Genomic DNA, 16399 nt, shown 5'->3' on the forward strand with positions numbered 1-16399 from the left:
CCGAAGAAGTAAATCTTTCAGGTGCTTTATGCTGGTTAACCCCAGAAAAGTGAGGACTGTCGTTGGAGGAACCTCTGGAGAGAGCCGTACTACTTTGTTGTAGAAAGCGGCCGCCGAAGGAGCAAGCTTAGTGCCCGTAACTTATCTATAAGTGATTCGCTAAGTGAAACTCTCAGGCAAAAGGACAGAGGAGTGGAAAGCAACAAACCTTAATTAACAATAGAATTCTATCTAGAAATCCGTATGTATTAAGTGGTGCTATCGATCCCTGTGATCTGCGCTGCCTTCCCTCTTCTCCTTAAATTTTTAATTTATTAAGGGGAATCTATGAACCACCTACAAGCTACACTACAAACCATCAACCAATTCGTTTGGGGACCACCACTGCTTATTCTGCTAGTGGGGACAGGTATCTACTTTACTTTTCGCTTAGGCTTGCTCCAGTTTAGACACCTCCCAACGGCACTAAAAATGGTGTTCAGCAAAGACAAATCGGGTACGGGTGATGTATCAAGTTTCGCCGCTTTGTGTACTGCGCTTTCAGCGACCATTGGTACAGGTAACATCGTTGGTGTAGCGACCGCAATTAAGATTGGTGGCCCTGGTGCCCTATTCTGGATGTGGCTTGCTGCTGTATTTGGTATGGCGACTAAATATGCAGAATGTCTACTTGCCGTTAAATACCGCAGAACCGATAGTAATGGTGAAATGGTTGGCGGCCCAATGTACTACCTTCAATACGGTGTCGGCTCAAGAGTCTTAGCGGTGATGTTCGCTGTGTTCGCTTTGGGTGTTGCCTGCTTCGGTATTGGTACCTTCCCACAAGTCAACGCAATCTTAGACGCAACTCACATCTCATTTGGCGCTTCGCGTGAGATGTCTGCGGTTGTTCTTACGATATTGGTGGCAGTTGTAACCCTTGGTGGTATCCAATCTATCGCTAAAGTGGCAGGGAAAGTTGTCCCTACTATGGCGGTTATGTACGTCGTCGCGTGTTTAAGCGTTCTGATTTCAAATGCAGATCAACTACTGAATGCCATTACCCTTGTTGTTACCTCTGCGTTTACTAACACAGCAGCAACAGGAGGTTTCTTTGGTGCGAGCATCATGCTTGCCATCCAATCAGGTATTGCTCGTGGTGTGTTCTCTAATGAATCTGGCTTGGGTAGTGCGCCAATGGCTGCGGCTGCGGCAAAAACAAATTCATGCGTGAAGCAAGGACTTGTCTCTATGACGGGTACCTTCTTTGACACCATCATCATCTGTACAATGACAGGTTTAGCACTGATCTTAACTGGCGCTTGGCAGACTGATCTCTCTGGTGCTGCAATGACCACTCATGCATTCGCTGTAGGTTTGAACGCAGACACCCTTGGCCCAATGCTGGTTTCTGTTGGCTTAATCTTCTTTGCGTTTACAACAATTTTAGGTTGGAACTACTACGGTGAGCGCTGCGTTGTATTTTTGTTGGGTACTAAAGCCGTTCTACCTTACAAGATAATCTTCATCGCGTTGGTGGCTTCTGGGGCATTCTTAAAGCTCGACATGATCTGGATAATGGCAGATATCGTGAATGGCCTAATGGCAATTCCGAACCTAATCGGACTTATTTTACTACGCCATGTTGTTGTCGAAGAAACGAAGCTCTTCTTCAAGCCTCTAACTTCTTCAAATGATAGCGAAGCAGTTAGAGTATAACCTAAATTGATTGAACACAAAGCCCGCACTCACTTCAAGTGCGGGCTTTTTTATATTCACTCGAAAGTTAAACTGACTAAGTTATGACTACCGAATATCCATAAATAAATACAATATTTATTCGGGTACGGTTCCAATTAAATATTAGACAAAGATTAATAAAAATCCACTAATATAAAACTCACTAATAAAATAAACTCTTAATTAGACATTGCTTACTTTTAAAAAATTGTGACTAAGTGTCAGTATTTTTGTCAAAAACGAATAAACTGCACTTTTGTTTTAACCGCTCAAAAACACACCCCAATAAAATATGTGACTTTAATTCATATATTAGTCCGTTTATAGTCATCTACACTGTTGAGAGAATTATAATAAAAATAAAACGTTGGCTATATGATCAGATTCGACCCTATTAAAAACCGTATTTATAACGACGAACGTTCTATTAAAATAGGATATCGTGAGACTTGTGTTTTAGAGTTATTACTTAAAAATTCGCCCGAGATTGTAAGTAAACAGGATATTATTAGCTTCGCATGGGGAAGCGAGTTCATAGGGGATACATCACTTGCAAAGTGTATCAGCTTACTTCGCCAAGGGTTCGTTAAGCTTGGCATCAGAGAAACACCCATCGTCACGGTGCCGAAGGTCGGTTACCGCCTTATTGATGAGTGTGTCTTTATCGACTCGCAGCCACAAAGCGAAGACACTATTCTTTTCAATCCAGTGAGCGACCAAATTCCACTCGACCATAGTAGCATTGCTGCCTCCATTCCAGACGATCATAAACCTGAATCCAAATCGAGTTTACCTGCTGCGCAACAAGTCAGCTTATACAAAAACAGACTGTGTTACTTCACAACCGCTTGTTTACTGATGGCGTCGGCGCTATTGGCTTTTGCTAAGATCAATGATGAGACCCTCAGTGATCTCACCCCCGTTAACCGACTCAGTGAACAATGGGTTGGTCAGATACAAGTTCTCCAGGATCCAGAGATGGTCCTAAGTCCAGAACTGGAGGCTATTCTCTATAAACATCAATGTGATTGTGTAGCATACATAAGCGATGAACCTGACTATTCTGAGCTCTCCATACTCAACAAAGCAACGCGTCAATCCGTCAATATCTTTTACACCGCAACGCAATTGGATCAAGCGAGTGCAGAGATAGCGTTATTCCTAGAAAGAGGCCAATTATGATGCCATTTATAGCTCTGTTTTCCTCGTTAACGTTATTCATTGGTATATGGAGTATCCCTTCCTCTCCACCACAAGAGGAGCGCCATTATCAACATAGCGTGGTGGATCTCATACTCGATGGAAATGTACTACGTACCGATGGACTCACCAAAATAAGTGATAACAAGGTTCTACACCTTATATCCGTTCAAGATGACAACGTGCCCGACCCTATTGTTCTTCGCTTTAAAGGAGAAGCAGGTCCTTCTCAATCACTTTTTTTTTCAATATCAGGCACTATCGACTTAGTTTCCGTACAAAAAATAAGTAAAACAATGAATGACAGCTTGTTGTCACCCTACCTACTCATCAACAATGACCCATTAACACTCAAGGTTGATATCTTAAGTTCGAACGATTTATTTGCCATAATCCGCACATGTAATACAGGCCGAACACAACTACTAGCTAAACGATAGTCTAAATTGATGGAGTAAATTAACTACCATTTTCTCATATTTAATAAATTGGATAACCATCTATATTACCCATACAAACGGTTGGTTATCTTATTTATTCATCCTATAACTAATATATTCTTTTCGTCGACCTAAACACTTCAAATAGCATCCTCAATGTCAGTTTCTCACTAACATCAAGAAATATTGACGTCCGAGTATCAAAAGTATTTCCTCATTTCATAAAAACAGCTTGAACTCCATCAAATAATTTTCTTTACGTTGCATAGCGTTTCATTAATAAAACAAAACCAACATTACAAGTCATTGAATTAAAGTGGAAAATTAATTCAACCCTTTTCAGTATCTATCTATTTATCAACATGAAAAAGTGAACTTGTCTTGTTAACTGCACGGCACAAAAAACATTATCAAAATAGAAAAATTACAAATGAGGGAATTGTTCATGATCCGAATAAACAGAAGTCTCTTAGCAACCGCAGTGTTGTCTGTTCTATCAACCGGTGTAAACGCAAAGATTTACCCAGACCAAATCGTGTTTGACCAACTTGGTGAAGATGTATGTCGCTCTGGTTATCGTCCTATAGACCGTTATGAAGCCGAAGAGCAGAAGAGTGCTTTGGTCGCTCGTATGGGCACTTGGCAGATCACAGGCTTAAAAGGAAACTGGGTAATCATGGGGCCTGGTTATCATGGCGAAATTAAGCAATCAAGCAGTGGGTCAACGTTCTGTTACCCAAACAACGACCAATCTGAAATCCCTAACTATTCCGCCAAATCGGTTCAGGAAGGCAGCGAAATCGATGTTCAGTATGAATTAGTGAACAACCGTAACGACTTTGTTCGCCCATTAAGCTATTTAGCCCACAACCTAGGTTACGCATGGGTTGGCGGTAATAACAGTCAGTATGTTGGCGAAGACATGACGATAAAGCGCTCTGGCGACAGTTGGGTGATACAAGGAAATAACAATGGATCTTGTAGCGGTTATCGTTGTGGTGAAAAAACCAAAATCACCGTCGACAACTTTGCCTACACCGTTAACGATGACAACTTTTGGCATGGTGATGTTGTCGAATCAGACCGTGAATTAGTGAAGACCGTTTACGCTACCGCAAGAAACAACAGTAATATCGCCCAACAAGTGGTTGTCGATCTGAAAGTAGACGAATCAACAAACTGGTCGAAAACGAACAGCTATGGATTCTCGCAAAGCGTTCAAACAGAAAATACGTTTAAGTGGCCTCTTGTTGGCGAAACTAAACTCACTATTAAGTTTGAAGCCAACCAAAGCTTCTCTAAATCCAATGGTGGTTCTACTAGTGAACAAGTGACACTTCAAGCGCGCCCTATGGTTCCAGCAAACTCAGAGCTTCCGATTCGAGTTGAATTGTATCGTTCAAGCATCTCCTACCCATATCGATTCAACGCCGACATTAGTTACGATGTTGAGTTTAATGGCTTCCTTCGTTGGGGTGGCAACGCATGGCACTCCCATCCAGACAACCGCCCTTACAAAGCTCACACCTTTACTATGGGTCGAGGCAGCGATAAATCCGCAGACATTCGTTACCAGTGGGATCACCGATACATTCCAGGTGAGACAAAATGGTGGGATTGGGGCTGGGCAATCAAAGAAGCTGGCTTATCAAACATGCAGTACGCAACAGGCGGAAGCTTACGCCCATTCCACTCTTATGTGTCGGGTGACTTTTACGCTGACTCTCAATTTGCCGGTACCATTGAGATTGGCCAAGCAACACCGATTACCAACAATTTACGTAGCAAAAGAAGTGTTGATTCCGTCAACGAAACCACTGAGCGCATTGGAGATATCGAAGTCACCACCAACTTCAATGCTGATGAGTTGAGCGACCTAGGTTTTGAAGGTGCAGAGATGAACGTTAGCGTCGTTGAATAACTACGTTGTTTAATCAGAGCGCTACAAAGTTCTACAAGCCTTAAAACGCAAAAGCCCACGATATATCGTGGGCTTTCATATGTTCTATCAGAAAACGGTGAACTACACAGGCTCTTCCATTAGAAGCTTTACGCCCAGCCCCACCAGCACCATGCCTGTCACACCTTCCATCCACTTCATAAAGCTCGCATTCTTAAGCAAGTTTTTAGCGGAGTTAAGAGCACCAGCTAAGCCACATTGCCAAACCATCGCAATCATAAAGTGGACCGAAGCCATCAGCATGGATTGTAATAACGGTGAACCTTCAGGGTTTACGAATTGAGGCAGAAAAGCCAAATAGAAAACCGCCGTTTTCGGGTTAAGAACATTAGACAAGAAGCCTTCACGCAAAGAACGCTTAGCACTGTAGGCTTGCTTAACTTGTTCACCCACCTTCACTTCGCCACCATTTTTCATCAAAGCTCGTAAACTGCTTAAGCCAAGCCAAATCAGGTAAACCGCGCCCACCATTTTAACGGCTTGAAAGAGTTCAGCTGATTGGGCAAGAATCGCGGAGATCCCCACAGCAGAGAAAAAGGCGTGTACATAAAGACCGCTACAAATACCAAAGCTGGTCATACAACCGTCAGCTAAGCCCGAGCGGCTCGTATTGCGAATCACTAATGCCGTATCTAAACCCGGCGTTAATGTTAAAATAGTGATGGCAATAAGAAATGCCTCAAAGTTCAAAATATCCATATCATTGTCATTCTTGTTCAGCAATTTATCATCAATACCGTGTATCTGAACAATTCGCAAGCAACAATTTCGATCAGCGATACAACTCACTGATTTTGTGCACACTGATACAGTTTAACTTGTTAAAAAATAGTAAATTTTCGACATCACTTGCCTTGGTCGTTTAAGCTATATTTTCTACTAGCTATATATTTTCTACTATAGTTCGCAGCTTCTAGAAGCAGGCAAAGTAAAAACCACAATAAGGTAACAAACACTGAGATGAGCCTAACCTCCGGCGTTGCCAGTAGGATCATTAAAAGAAACTAAATTAAGAGTAGTCAAATGAGCGCATTCAAAAAACTAGTCGAACACTCTAAAAAATGTTCACGCTTTCAACACCTAGCCGCTATTTGTGGTTGGGACCAAGCTTCCATGATGCCGGCTGGCGGTAACCAAGCTCGTAGTGAAGCGATGGCCGAGCTATCTGTTCATATTCACGGATTAATGACGCAACCGCAACTTGGTGATTGGATTGCAGACGCTGAAAACGAAGCGCTGAACAACGAGCAACAATCGTCACTTAGTGAAATCAAACGCCAATGGCAACAAGCGAACCTACTTCCAGAAAAACTGGTTGAAGCGAAATCTCTAGCAGGTTCAAAATGTGAACATGCATGGCGTAGCCAACGTGGAGAAAACGACTGGGTTGGTTTTGAAAAGAACTGGCGTGAAGTGGTTGAGCTGTCACGTGAAGAGGCGCAAATTCGCGCTGATGCTGCTAACCTAACACCTTATGATGCGATGCTTGATATCTATGAACCGGGCACCAGTTCTGCTTCGCTGGATACCCTATTTGCAGACGTTAAAACTTGGCTTCCAGGCTTGATTGATGAAGTGATCGAAAAGCAATCGAGCGAGCAATTTAATGCGCCATCTGGCATCTATTCGACCGAGAAACAAAAAGCACTTGGTTTAGAAGTCATGAAACTGCTTCAGTTCGACTTCGAACACGGCCGATTAGATGAAAGTGTTCACCCATTCTGTGGCGGCGTCCCTTCAGACGTGCGTATTACGACTCGCTACGATGAAGCTGAATTCGTTCAGAGCTTGATGGGTATCGTCCACGAAACGGGGCATGCACGTTATGAGCAAGGTTTACCTAAACACCTAGCAGGCCAACCTGCCGGTGAAGCTCGATCTATGGGTATCCATGAATCTCAGTCTTTGTTCTTCGAGATGCAAGTTGGCCGCAGCGATCCGTTCATTGGACACTTAGCGAACCTCACGGGTCAACAATTCTCTGGTTCAGAGTTTGAGAAAGAGAACTTCCAGAAGATCTACACGCGCGTGAAGAAAGACTTCATCCGTGTTGATGCCGATGAGCTGACCTACCCAGCGCACGTGATTTTACGTTACGAGATTGAGCGTGACTTAATCAACGGTAAGATCAAACACACCGACGTGCCAGAACTTTGGAGTACCAAGATGCAGTCATACCTTGGCTTAAGCACCCAAGGCAATTTCACTAATGGCTGTATGCAGGATATTCACTGGACAGATGGCGCATTCGGTTACTTCCCATCTTACACACTAGGTGCGATGTACGCGGCTCAGTTTATGGCTTCAATGAAGAAAACGGTTGATGTGAACTCAGTAATTGAAAGTGGTGACCTATCGCCTATCTTCACTTGGTTAGAATCGAATATTTGGAGCAAAGGCAGCCTGCTGGCCACTGATGATTTAGTGAGAGGTGCGACAGGTGAAACACTTAACGCTGCATACTTTAAAAAGCACCTAGAAGAGCGCTATCTATAATCACTTGATACTAAGCCTTCCTATTGTTATTTGAAGGAAGGCTTAGTCTTCACTGATATAGAGCTTTGTCCCTATGGTAATAGCCGCAGATTATCTGTAATGTTTATTAAACTTAGGTTGTGGGATAAAATCATTATAATATAGTTACTTACGTGAAAACTTTCCTTTTTTAAATACCTTCCATAAAAATAATTTCAATTTATTTTACTTTTCTGCATCCAAATACCTTGTTCGATTGTAGTACCTAGTAACAGCAGGAAAAAGCTGTTTTTCAAATTCAAAATCGACTGATAAAAAGGGATACGACAGTGAAAAAACAATACATATTGAAAGCATTAAAAATCACCGCAACATCAGCTCTAATGGCTATGGCTGCTCAATCCTATGCTGGTACCTTTTCTCAAGACAACCTACCAAGTGAAGTGCGTGTGCCGGAGGGTAACAAAGTCGCCATGTTTACTGTTGCGGAAGGTAATATCACATGGGAGTGCAAAGTAGACAGTTCAAATGACAAGAGTGCAAAATGGGCATTTGCTGGTCCTCGAGCCATTTTAAGTGATAATAAAGGCAACCATTTAGTCTCTTATTTTGGTCCTCCTGCAACATGGGAATCTCTTGATGGTTCATCTATTACCGGTAAACAACTGGCCGTTTCCCCTTCAGATAAAGGCAGTATTCCGATGCAGTTAGTCAAAGCAAATGAGTCTATGCGTTCTGGTACATTAAAAGATGTCACTTATATACAGCGTATTAATTTAAAGGGCGGTGCTGCTCCAATGACAGGTTGTACTATGGATAAACTTGGTCATAAAGTCGTGGTTAACTACTCTGGTGAGTATCTATTCTGGAAACAAAAGTGATCGCATTACCGCCACCGTACACGAGAATAAACACTGACTAAATAATGACTTAAAACGTCCAGTTTCGTATACTGGACGTTTTATAAACAGGTATATCGTGTGTCAATATCGACAGAGTTCGACTATGAAAGTGTTCTAATGCACTGCGCTCAAGGCGATCGCCAAGCCTTAAGACAGTTATATGAACAGGAAGCATCAAGATTACTCACTGTAGTGCTGAGGATTTTGCAAAACCGTGCTTTATCCGAAGACGTTGTGCATGACGCCTTTATAAAAATTTGGAAAAATGCAAACTCCTACCATCAAGAGCTAGGGTCCGCACGTGGTTGGATATATACGTTAACCCGTAATTTAGCGTTAAATGCACTTAAACACTCCAACCGCCAAATCTTATCAGAACCAGATTTGTTACTCGCTCTATGTGATAGTCAAGTATTGGACTTAGCAGAGCGGCCAGATGGTATTTCTGAACTTTCAGAAGATCCTTTGGCACAAACGTCTCTACAAACATGTTTGGAATATTTAGAACCGGAACGCAAATTGTGTATATTGCACGCTTATGTTGATGGCTACACCCAAGACGAAATTTCTCAATTGCTTAACAAACCCCTTGGTACCGTAAAATCATGGATTAAGCGCAGCTTGAATGCTTTAAAGGGGTGTCTGCAATGAAAAAAGATACGCAACAAATTCCTATCAACGATGATAATTTAGCCGGCCAATATGTGCTTGGCACACTGACAGAAGAAGAACGATATAATTTTGAACAACGTTTAGCTGACAGTACCGAATTGCAACAAGCGGTTAATCAATGGCAAACCCATTTTTTGTCTATTACTGATAGATTAGAGCCAAAAGTCGCCTCTCAACCTTTATCTGCACGTATTGAGCGCAGCATAGATGAACTTGAAGAATCTTCTAAACCGGTAACGCAATCAAGACCTGAACCACAAAGCTATTTCTGGCAAAGTCTCGGTTTATGGCGGGCTATCTCAATGGCGTGTCTTGTACTAGCTATGGTACTAGGTTTTAAATTACAGACCCTTGAACCAATGCAGAGCACACCGACTTATATCGCGGTGTTAGTACAACCAGAAAACAAAAACCCAAGTTGGGTAATTCAAACCACTCATGCCAATCAGATGCAACTAGTGCCCCTAGGTGCAGTGAGAATACCAGAAGGCAAAGCATTACAATTTTGGACAAAAGCCGATGATTGGGATGCACCTGTTTCACTAGGATTAGTCAGAGAAGGCGAAACGCTTAATCTAAATATTAGTGAATTACCGCCACTAACAGAAAACCAATTGTTCGAACTAACTTTAGAGCAAGAAACAGGCTCTTCTACAGGTCGCCCAACTGGCCCTATTACCTCAATTGGTCGCGGCCTTTCGATATAGTGAGCAGATAATTTAAAGACCATTCCCTATAGAATGAATAGAAAGAAGGCTGAGCAGGTTACTGACTCAGCCTTTTTTGACGGCAGATAAAGATCAGCCACGTTCTATCTATTCAGAACTTCATAGACCTCAGTCGCCTTTCAACATATCTAAAAATATCTGTCTCGACTCGGGTGTGTTGTCTCTGTGGGTTTCGTACTTTATATGTGCCTCGGCATCGGCAGACTGAGATAATTTGATACTCCAAAGTGCTATCAATTGGTTCGGTACAATTGAATATCGAACGTCGATAACACGCAGATCATCCATTGGATCTTGTGCCACGTAACCATTTGAGAACCAGCGAAAACGCTCAATGTCTTTTGCTTGTTGTGAATTAGGATCGAGCCAAGGGAAATCTTGACTCACATTCAGTTTAGCTACTGAGTCTCCGGGATAAGTTTTAACGGATGTGCCGGCTCGAACAGCATCTACGTAGTATCGAGATTCTGTTTCGTACACCACTTTCCACACTAAGATATTCGCAAAGCTCGGTTTGGCCTCTAGCCGAATAGGTGTATGTTGTCGCTCTTGTGCTAATTGCCAGCCTATGGCTTCTGCCCTATCCCTTTGTATCATTCCTAACGTCGGATAAATCAAAGCCCACAGAAACGCGATGCGAGCCAGCAAAGGGATTCGTTTCCATGTTGCAAACACAAGCAATATTAAGATGGGAAGTGTATAGACAGGATCGATAATCGAAATGGTATTCCAAGCATAACGCTCATTGGTAAGCGGCCAAAACAACTGAGTGCCATACGTAGTACAAGAATCTAATAAAGCATGTGTGCCATAGCCTAACGCGCAATACAGCCAGCTCTGTTTAAACGAGAGACCGCGCCTTTTAGCAATCAAAAGATGTAAAACCAGAGCGCAGATCAAGCTGCCAATAGGGATAAACAGAAGTGAGTGAGTAAATTGTCGATGGAACTCCAATGCCAGTAAAGGATCACTCTCCGATCGAATAAACGCATCTAAATCTGGGGCCATTCCAGAGAGTAAACCTAGACCCCCAGCGACCACTAAATGTTGTTTTTTACTCGCCGCTTGTGACAAAGAAGCACCTAGCACGCCCTGCGTTAACGGATCCATAAATCACTCACTTTTAGCATTCCCTTGATCTGAACAAGTACATTTAGCTATAGCAGTGAATCCAGTTAAACAACAATATTTTGTCAATATACTCATAGACATAATCGTATAAATGTAGACTGGCAAACAAAAAAAGCAGCCTGATGACTGCTACTTTCTATTGTTATTATTGGAGCTACCCACTGATAGCTGCAACATAGGCAGCCGAACAACCAAAACTTAGCGAGCGACCATACTTGCAGCGATAACAACCAACAGTACTGAAAAGATCTTCTTAATTATTGGAACTGGCAAGTGGTTTGTAGCTTTTGCGCCTAACGGAGCCGTGAACCAAGAGGTGCACACAATACCCAGTAACGCTGGTAAATAAACAAAACCTGCAAATCCATCGGTTAAAGCAAATTGGCTACTGCCCGCAGTGATATAACCGATAGAACCAAACAATGCGATTACAATGCCACACGCAGACGCACAGCCGATCGCCTTTTTCATATCGACCGAAAAGAACGTTAATAGTGGAACTAACAACGCACCGCCACCAATCCCTATCATGGCAGACAACCCGCCAGTAATGGTTGTTAAAACGGTTAATACCCCTTTATTCGGTAGTTTTCGTTCGTTAGGCGTGCCGCTTTTACTGCTTAAGAACATCTTAATCGCGATAAGAACTACGCTCACAGCAAACACGATACGAACGACCTTTTCCGGCAATAACGCCGCCATAAAACCACTAACCAAAGCACCAAGGGCAACACCCAGCATGATCCAAGGTGCCAGATCCCAAGGCACGTTGCCATTCTTGTGGTGAGCGAGCGCAGAAGACGTTGAAGTAAATAGAATCGAGGCCAACGAGGTCGCAATCGCAGCAACAACAACTTGGTCGGACGGCAGAACTTCTAAGTAAAGTAAAATGCTGCTTAACACAGGAACAATGATCAGCCCTCCGCCAATACCCAAAAGCCCGGCAAGAAAACCAACACCACTGCCTAGTAACGCACAGTAGAAAATCAAAAACAGCAATTCACTCATTTCATCCATCTCTTATTAAATTAATTTACCTTAAATAACACCACTATTAATGCGGTTATATTTCCATTAAGCTAATTAATATAACTGACACCGACTTAAACATTCAAACATATAGATCATGAATATTCCTCATGATGAATGTGAAGTAATACCATTATTAATCCCACACCTATCCACGTATAAAAACCTTAAGCGATTAACTTTATACGACATTAATTCTACTAAGTATTAATTTCAGAAAGCATAGCCTTCGATTCTTAATCCGGTCACAAGCAAAAAATAAAAGCAGTTTTAATACTAAAGACCGAGAGAACCAGACAACGAATTGGGATACTAGACCAGCATGAATAAAGAATTTAATTTTACGATCAAAAGCATTAGCCTCGACGAAAACTACCAGCCTGCAGACAGCACGCGTATCACAACCAACTTTGCGAATTTGGCGAGAGGTGACAGCCGTCAAGCGAACTTGCGTAATGCACTAGAAATGATCGATAACAGTTTCAACGCGTTAGCACACTGGGATAACCCTAAGGGCGACCGTTACTCTGTTGAGCTTGAAATCATTTCTGTTGATATGGACATTGAAAGCAACGGCGAAGCATTCCCTTCAATTGAAGTGCTGAAAACCAATATTGTAGACCGTAAAACTAACGAACGTATTGAAGGCATTATCGGAAATAACTTCTCTTCTTATGTTCGAGATTATGACTTTAGCGTACGTCTATTGGACCATAATAAAGGCCAAGATAAATTCAGCATTCCAGAAGATTTTGGTGATTTACACGGCAAGCTTTTTAAATATTTCGTTAACTCTGACGCTTACAAAAAGAACTTTAATAAGCCACCTGTTATTTGCTTAAGCGTGTCAGATAATAAAACCTATTACCGCACTGAAAACCAACACCCAGTATTAGGTTTTGAATACCAACCGAATGAGTCTTCTTTAACTGAGCAATATTTTAAGAAGATGGGCTTACAGGTTCGTTATTTCATGCCGCCAAATACTGTTGCTCCTCTGGCTTTTTATTTCTTTGGTGATCTGCTGAACGATTACTCTAACCTAGAGCTTATCAGCACCATCAGTACCATGGGCACGTTCCAGAAAATCTACCGTCCTGAGATTTACAACGCGAACGCGGTTGCAGGCAACTGTTACCAACCAAACTTGAAAAACTTGGACCATTCACTGACTCAGATCGTGTATGACCGAGAAGAACGCGGCAAGTTAGCTATTGAGCAAGGTAAATTCGCAGAAGAACATTTCATTAAGCCATATCAATCGGTTCTTGAGAACTGGTTTGCCAATTACGCGCTTTAATCAATTTATTAGGCGCTTTAATCCATTAATTACGCGCTTTGGGCAATCTAAGGATAGGCAAAATTAATTATGAAAACACTATTACCGACTTCAACAGCAGGCAGCTTACCTAAGCCGTCTTGGCTAGCACAACCAGAAACACTTTGGTCTCCATGGAAACTGGAAGGCGACGAATTAACAGATGGCAAGCAGGATGCCCTACGTGTGTCTCTGCATGAGCAACAGCAAGCCGGTATTGATATAGTGAGTGATGGCGAACAGACCCGCCAGCACTTTGTGACGACCTTCATTGAACACCTAAATGGTGTCGATTTCGAGAAGCGCGAAACGGTTAAGATCCGCGACCGCTACGATGCAAGTGTACCGACTGTTGTTGGCCCAGTTTCTCGTCAGAAATCGGTGTTTGTTGAAGATGCGAAGTTCTTACGTCAGCAAACCGATCAACCTATTAAGTGGGCTCTGCCTGGGCCAATGACCATGATCGATACACTTTACGATGCGCATTATCAAAGCCGCGAAAAACTCGCTTGGGAATTTGCGAAGATCCTAAATCAAGAAGCAAAAGAGCTTGAAGCCGCTGGCGTTGATATTATTCAGTTCGATGAACCAGCATTTAATGTGTTCTTTGATGACGTAAATGATTGGGGCATTGCTTGCTTAGAAAGAGCCATTGAAGGGCTAAAGTGCGAGACCGCGGTACATATTTGCTATGGTTACGGCATCAAAGCCAATACTGATTGGAAAAAGACATTAGGCACGGAGTGGCGCCAATACGAAGAAGTCTTCCCTAAGTTGCAGCAATCGAATATCGATATCATCTCTTTAGAATGTCACAACTCTCATGTACCACTTGAACTACTTGAGCTGGTTCGAGGCAAGAAAGTGATGGTCGGTGCAATTGATGTGGCAACCGATTCGATTGAAACACCAGAAGAAGTCGCCAGCACTCTTAGAGAAACACTTAAGTATGTTGACGCCGATAAACTCTACCCATGTACCAACTGTGGGATGGCTCCCCTACCTCGCCAAATAGCATCGGCTAAACTCAATGCGTTAAGTGCTGGTGCAGAGATTGTTCGAAAAGAGCTATCAGCGTAACCCTCTATACGTATATCCAAAGCTAAACCTAGCTCTTGAAGCTTAAACCAGTTATCACAGCCTAAGTCGCATATCAGCGCTTAGGCTTTCTTTTTCCTACACATCACTTTACTCAGAGAAACTGTCTATGTCGATGCGGTTATCTATTTAGCAAGCTCTTCATTCATCGAAGAAAACTGTCATCTTCTTCAGAGTTATTAGTGCCTTATTAAGCCCCAAGAAGCGGTAGATGCTTTCGTTTTTGATAAGTTAAAGCAAGCTCCAAGCACTGTTTGATTGCTACTTCAGGCATGGGCTCAGATAAATGCAATACAATTGCCCTATTACCTTGAAACTGCAGTGTATCTCCATGTAACTCTCGAAATGTATCAACGAGCTTAGTTTGGCAGTTGAAAAATAAAGAGTAGTTATTCGGCGATTTCAATTTCCAATCAATTCGAATTGGGCTGCCCGCTTTAACACTGTAACTAGGTTCTCCCCACTTAAGAGACTCTTCAACTTCCCCTAACTTCAATTCACAGGACAGATCAAGAATGAGAGAGCGCAACTCTTCTAGTCGAATTCGAGCGTTCTCCGGATATTCTTCAAAACGATTTTTGACTAGCTTGTCCACTGAAACCTCCGATGAACCTAACAAATGGCGTAACTATTGTGTAAATGGTTTGGACGCTCTACTAACATGAACTAAACTTAGTAGCTTGATTAATGGCTTAATGATTAACTGCGCACTACCCACTATAAATAACCAAGTACCACTTTCAATAAGAGACTCATTTAAAAAGAAAAAACTACCGATCAAAAACCAAACAGCTATTAACAAATCATTGAATGCACCTAAAGCCTCATAACGGCGCTGAATCACTATATGTTTCTTACCGATATCTACATCCAATTCAACACCTTGATTCACAAACTCTCCTTAGGTCGAACTATGATTAAAACTATAAATGGATATCAGACCGATGCTCCACTTGTCAACATAACGCTGCTAAAGTATGAACAAGCAATACCTGAGTCGCTGCAACCATAGGGTGACCGCAACCACCGAAACCACCGAAACCACACAGTGACAATGCCATACATTTCAAACCACTTTAAAATTACTTGTTTGAAGAATAAGAACTCCACACGGGTAAATCAGATACATCCGTAATTGAAACTTGCTTATTCTCCAAAAACGGATAACTGAAACCGGATAGCTTAATACGTTTCTGAAATATTATACTTTTGCATAAAGGTGTTAGAGCTCAAACACCCTACTAGATTTCCCAAAGTGATCGAAAAAGCAATAATAAAAATCACTGCTTTTGAGATATTTCCGGTAAAAATATTGCTTCCAAATAGGTAAGCCATTACTGAGCAAACAAATAATACAAAGGCATATTTATTCACGAGGAAAAACCATGGGATTTCAAATGCCCAAAGTTCACTGCGATCTTTAAAGGTAAACAAACCACCCATAACATAGGTTAGCGCACCGAAGATAGCTATGATAACCACGGTGAATATATAAGGAAAAAATGGTTTATCTACCAAAAGGTAATATCCCATACGCCAAGTAAAAAAGAATGAAACGATCCAAAAAATCACTACTGGACCAATTAGTAACCCCATATCTCCTCCTTGAATTTAATGAGTAACATGTATTCTCCCTCTTAAGGACCTTCCACATTTGAGTGGTATTTAACAACACCGAGACACTATGTCTGATTAGCCTTAGTTCTGCTGTATCGAGCTAGCTAAAC

16 protein-coding genes and 1 riboswitch are annotated in these 16399 nt (G+C 42.1%); of the genes, 10 read left to right on the forward strand and 6 right to left on the reverse strand.

Features of this window, described 5'->3' with window-relative positions; genetic code table 11:
- The first annotated feature begins 64 nt into the window (after positions 1-64).
- Positions 65-198: riboswitch (glycine riboswitch) on the forward strand.
- 129 nt (positions 199-327) lie between these two features.
- From ACED48_RS03010 to ACED48_RS03025, 4 genes are all read left to right on the forward strand, one after another.
- Positions 328-1698 carry a sodium:alanine symporter family protein gene (locus ACED48_RS03010; RefSeq protein WP_017055228.1) on the forward strand — a complete coding sequence of 457 codons (1371 nt, stop codon included), beginning with the start codon at positions 328-330 and terminating at the stop codon, positions 1696-1698.
- Positions 1699-2094: 396 nt separating this feature from the next.
- On the forward strand, positions 2095-2901 hold the full coding sequence (locus ACED48_RS03015; RefSeq protein WP_017055227.1) for a winged helix-turn-helix domain-containing protein: 807 nt from the start codon (positions 2095-2097) through the stop codon (positions 2899-2901).
- Positions 2898-3359, forward strand: a complete 462-nt coding sequence (locus tag ACED48_RS03020) for a hypothetical protein (protein WP_017055226.1) — start codon at positions 2898-2900, stop codon at positions 3357-3359. The genes ACED48_RS03015 and ACED48_RS03020 overlap by 4 nt, the downstream gene beginning before the upstream one ends.
- 445 nt (positions 3360-3804) lie before the next feature.
- Positions 3805-5280, forward strand: a complete 1476-nt coding sequence (locus tag ACED48_RS03025) for an aerolysin family beta-barrel pore-forming toxin (protein WP_017055225.1) — start codon at positions 3805-3807, stop codon at positions 5278-5280.
- Positions 5281-5382: 102 nt separating this feature from the next.
- Here the strand turns inward: ACED48_RS03025 and ACED48_RS03030 are convergent, their stop codons facing one another.
- On the reverse strand, positions 5383-6018 hold the full coding sequence (locus ACED48_RS03030; protein ID WP_029626806.1) for a LysE family translocator: 636 nt from the start codon (positions 6016-6018) through the stop codon (positions 5383-5385).
- A gap of 324 nt (positions 6019-6342) precedes the next feature.
- On the opposite strand from ACED48_RS03030, the gene ACED48_RS03035 reads away from it, so the two are divergent.
- The 4 genes from ACED48_RS03035 (at position 6343) to ACED48_RS03050 (ending at position 10075) form a co-directional block, all read left to right on the forward strand.
- Positions 6343-7815, forward strand: coding sequence for a carboxypeptidase M32 (locus ACED48_RS03035; protein ID WP_017055223.1), 1473 nt, complete (start codon positions 6343-6345; stop codon positions 7813-7815).
- 308 nt (positions 7816-8123) lie between these two features.
- Entirely contained in the window at positions 8124-8675 is a 552-nt protein-coding gene (locus tag ACED48_RS03040; RefSeq protein WP_017055222.1) for a DUF3455 domain-containing protein, read from the forward strand.
- A gap of 138 nt (positions 8676-8813) precedes the next feature.
- Positions 8814-9347 carry a sigma-70 family RNA polymerase sigma factor gene (locus ACED48_RS03045; RefSeq protein WP_017055221.1) on the forward strand — a complete coding sequence of 178 codons (534 nt, stop codon included), beginning with the start codon at positions 8814-8816 and terminating at the stop codon, positions 9345-9347.
- Entirely contained in the window at positions 9344-10075 is a 732-nt protein-coding gene (locus ACED48_RS03050; protein WP_017055220.1) for an anti-sigma factor domain-containing protein, read from the forward strand. The genes ACED48_RS03045 and ACED48_RS03050 overlap by 4 nt, the downstream gene beginning before the upstream one ends.
- A 129-nt stretch (positions 10076-10204) precedes the next feature.
- Here the strand turns inward: ACED48_RS03050 and ACED48_RS03055 are convergent, their stop codons facing one another.
- Positions 10205-11206: a metal-dependent hydrolase gene (locus ACED48_RS03055; protein ID WP_017055219.1), complete on the reverse strand. Its 1002-nt coding sequence runs from the start codon at positions 11204-11206 to the stop codon at positions 10205-10207.
- A gap of 219 nt (positions 11207-11425) precedes the next feature.
- Entirely contained in the window at positions 11426-12235 is an 810-nt protein-coding gene (locus ACED48_RS03060) for a sulfite exporter TauE/SafE family protein (RefSeq protein WP_029626802.1), read from the reverse strand.
- Positions 12236-12578: 343 nt separating this feature from the next.
- Here ACED48_RS03060 and ACED48_RS03065 point away from each other — a divergent pair, with 343 nt between their 5' ends.
- Positions 12579-13556 carry a DUF1852 domain-containing protein gene (locus ACED48_RS03065; protein WP_017055217.1) on the forward strand — a complete coding sequence of 326 codons (978 nt, stop codon included), beginning with the start codon at positions 12579-12581 and terminating at the stop codon, positions 13554-13556.
- A gap of 69 nt (positions 13557-13625) precedes the next feature.
- A complete protein-coding gene (locus ACED48_RS03070; protein ID WP_017055216.1) occupies positions 13626-14654 on the forward strand; it encodes a methionine synthase in 1029 nt (342 codons plus the stop codon).
- 208 nt (positions 14655-14862) lie between these two features.
- Here ACED48_RS03070 and ACED48_RS03075 read toward each other — a convergent pair whose 3' ends face one another.
- The 3 genes from ACED48_RS03075 to ACED48_RS03085 form a co-directional block, all read right to left on the reverse strand.
- A complete protein-coding gene (locus ACED48_RS03075) occupies positions 14863-15267 on the reverse strand; it encodes a DUF1801 domain-containing protein (protein WP_017055215.1) in 405 nt (134 codons plus the stop codon).
- A 33-nt stretch (positions 15268-15300) separates the two neighbouring features.
- Positions 15301-15564 carry a YrhK family protein gene (locus tag ACED48_RS03080; RefSeq protein WP_017055214.1) on the reverse strand — a complete coding sequence of 88 codons (264 nt, stop codon included), beginning with the start codon at positions 15562-15564 and terminating at the stop codon, positions 15301-15303.
- A gap of 290 nt (positions 15565-15854) precedes the next feature.
- The gene (locus ACED48_RS03085; protein WP_017055212.1) at positions 15855-16268 is read right to left on the reverse strand and encodes a hypothetical protein; all 414 of its coding nucleotides are present in this window, start codon (positions 16266-16268) and stop codon (positions 15855-15857) included.
- Between the last annotated feature and the right edge of the window lie 131 nt (positions 16269-16399).

Origin of the sequence: Vibrio sp. 5S239 (genome assembly GCF_041439575.1) — a bacterium.
In the GTDB taxonomy this organism is placed as follows: Bacteria; Pseudomonadota; Gammaproteobacteria; order Enterobacterales; family Vibrionaceae; genus Vibrio; species Vibrio kanaloae.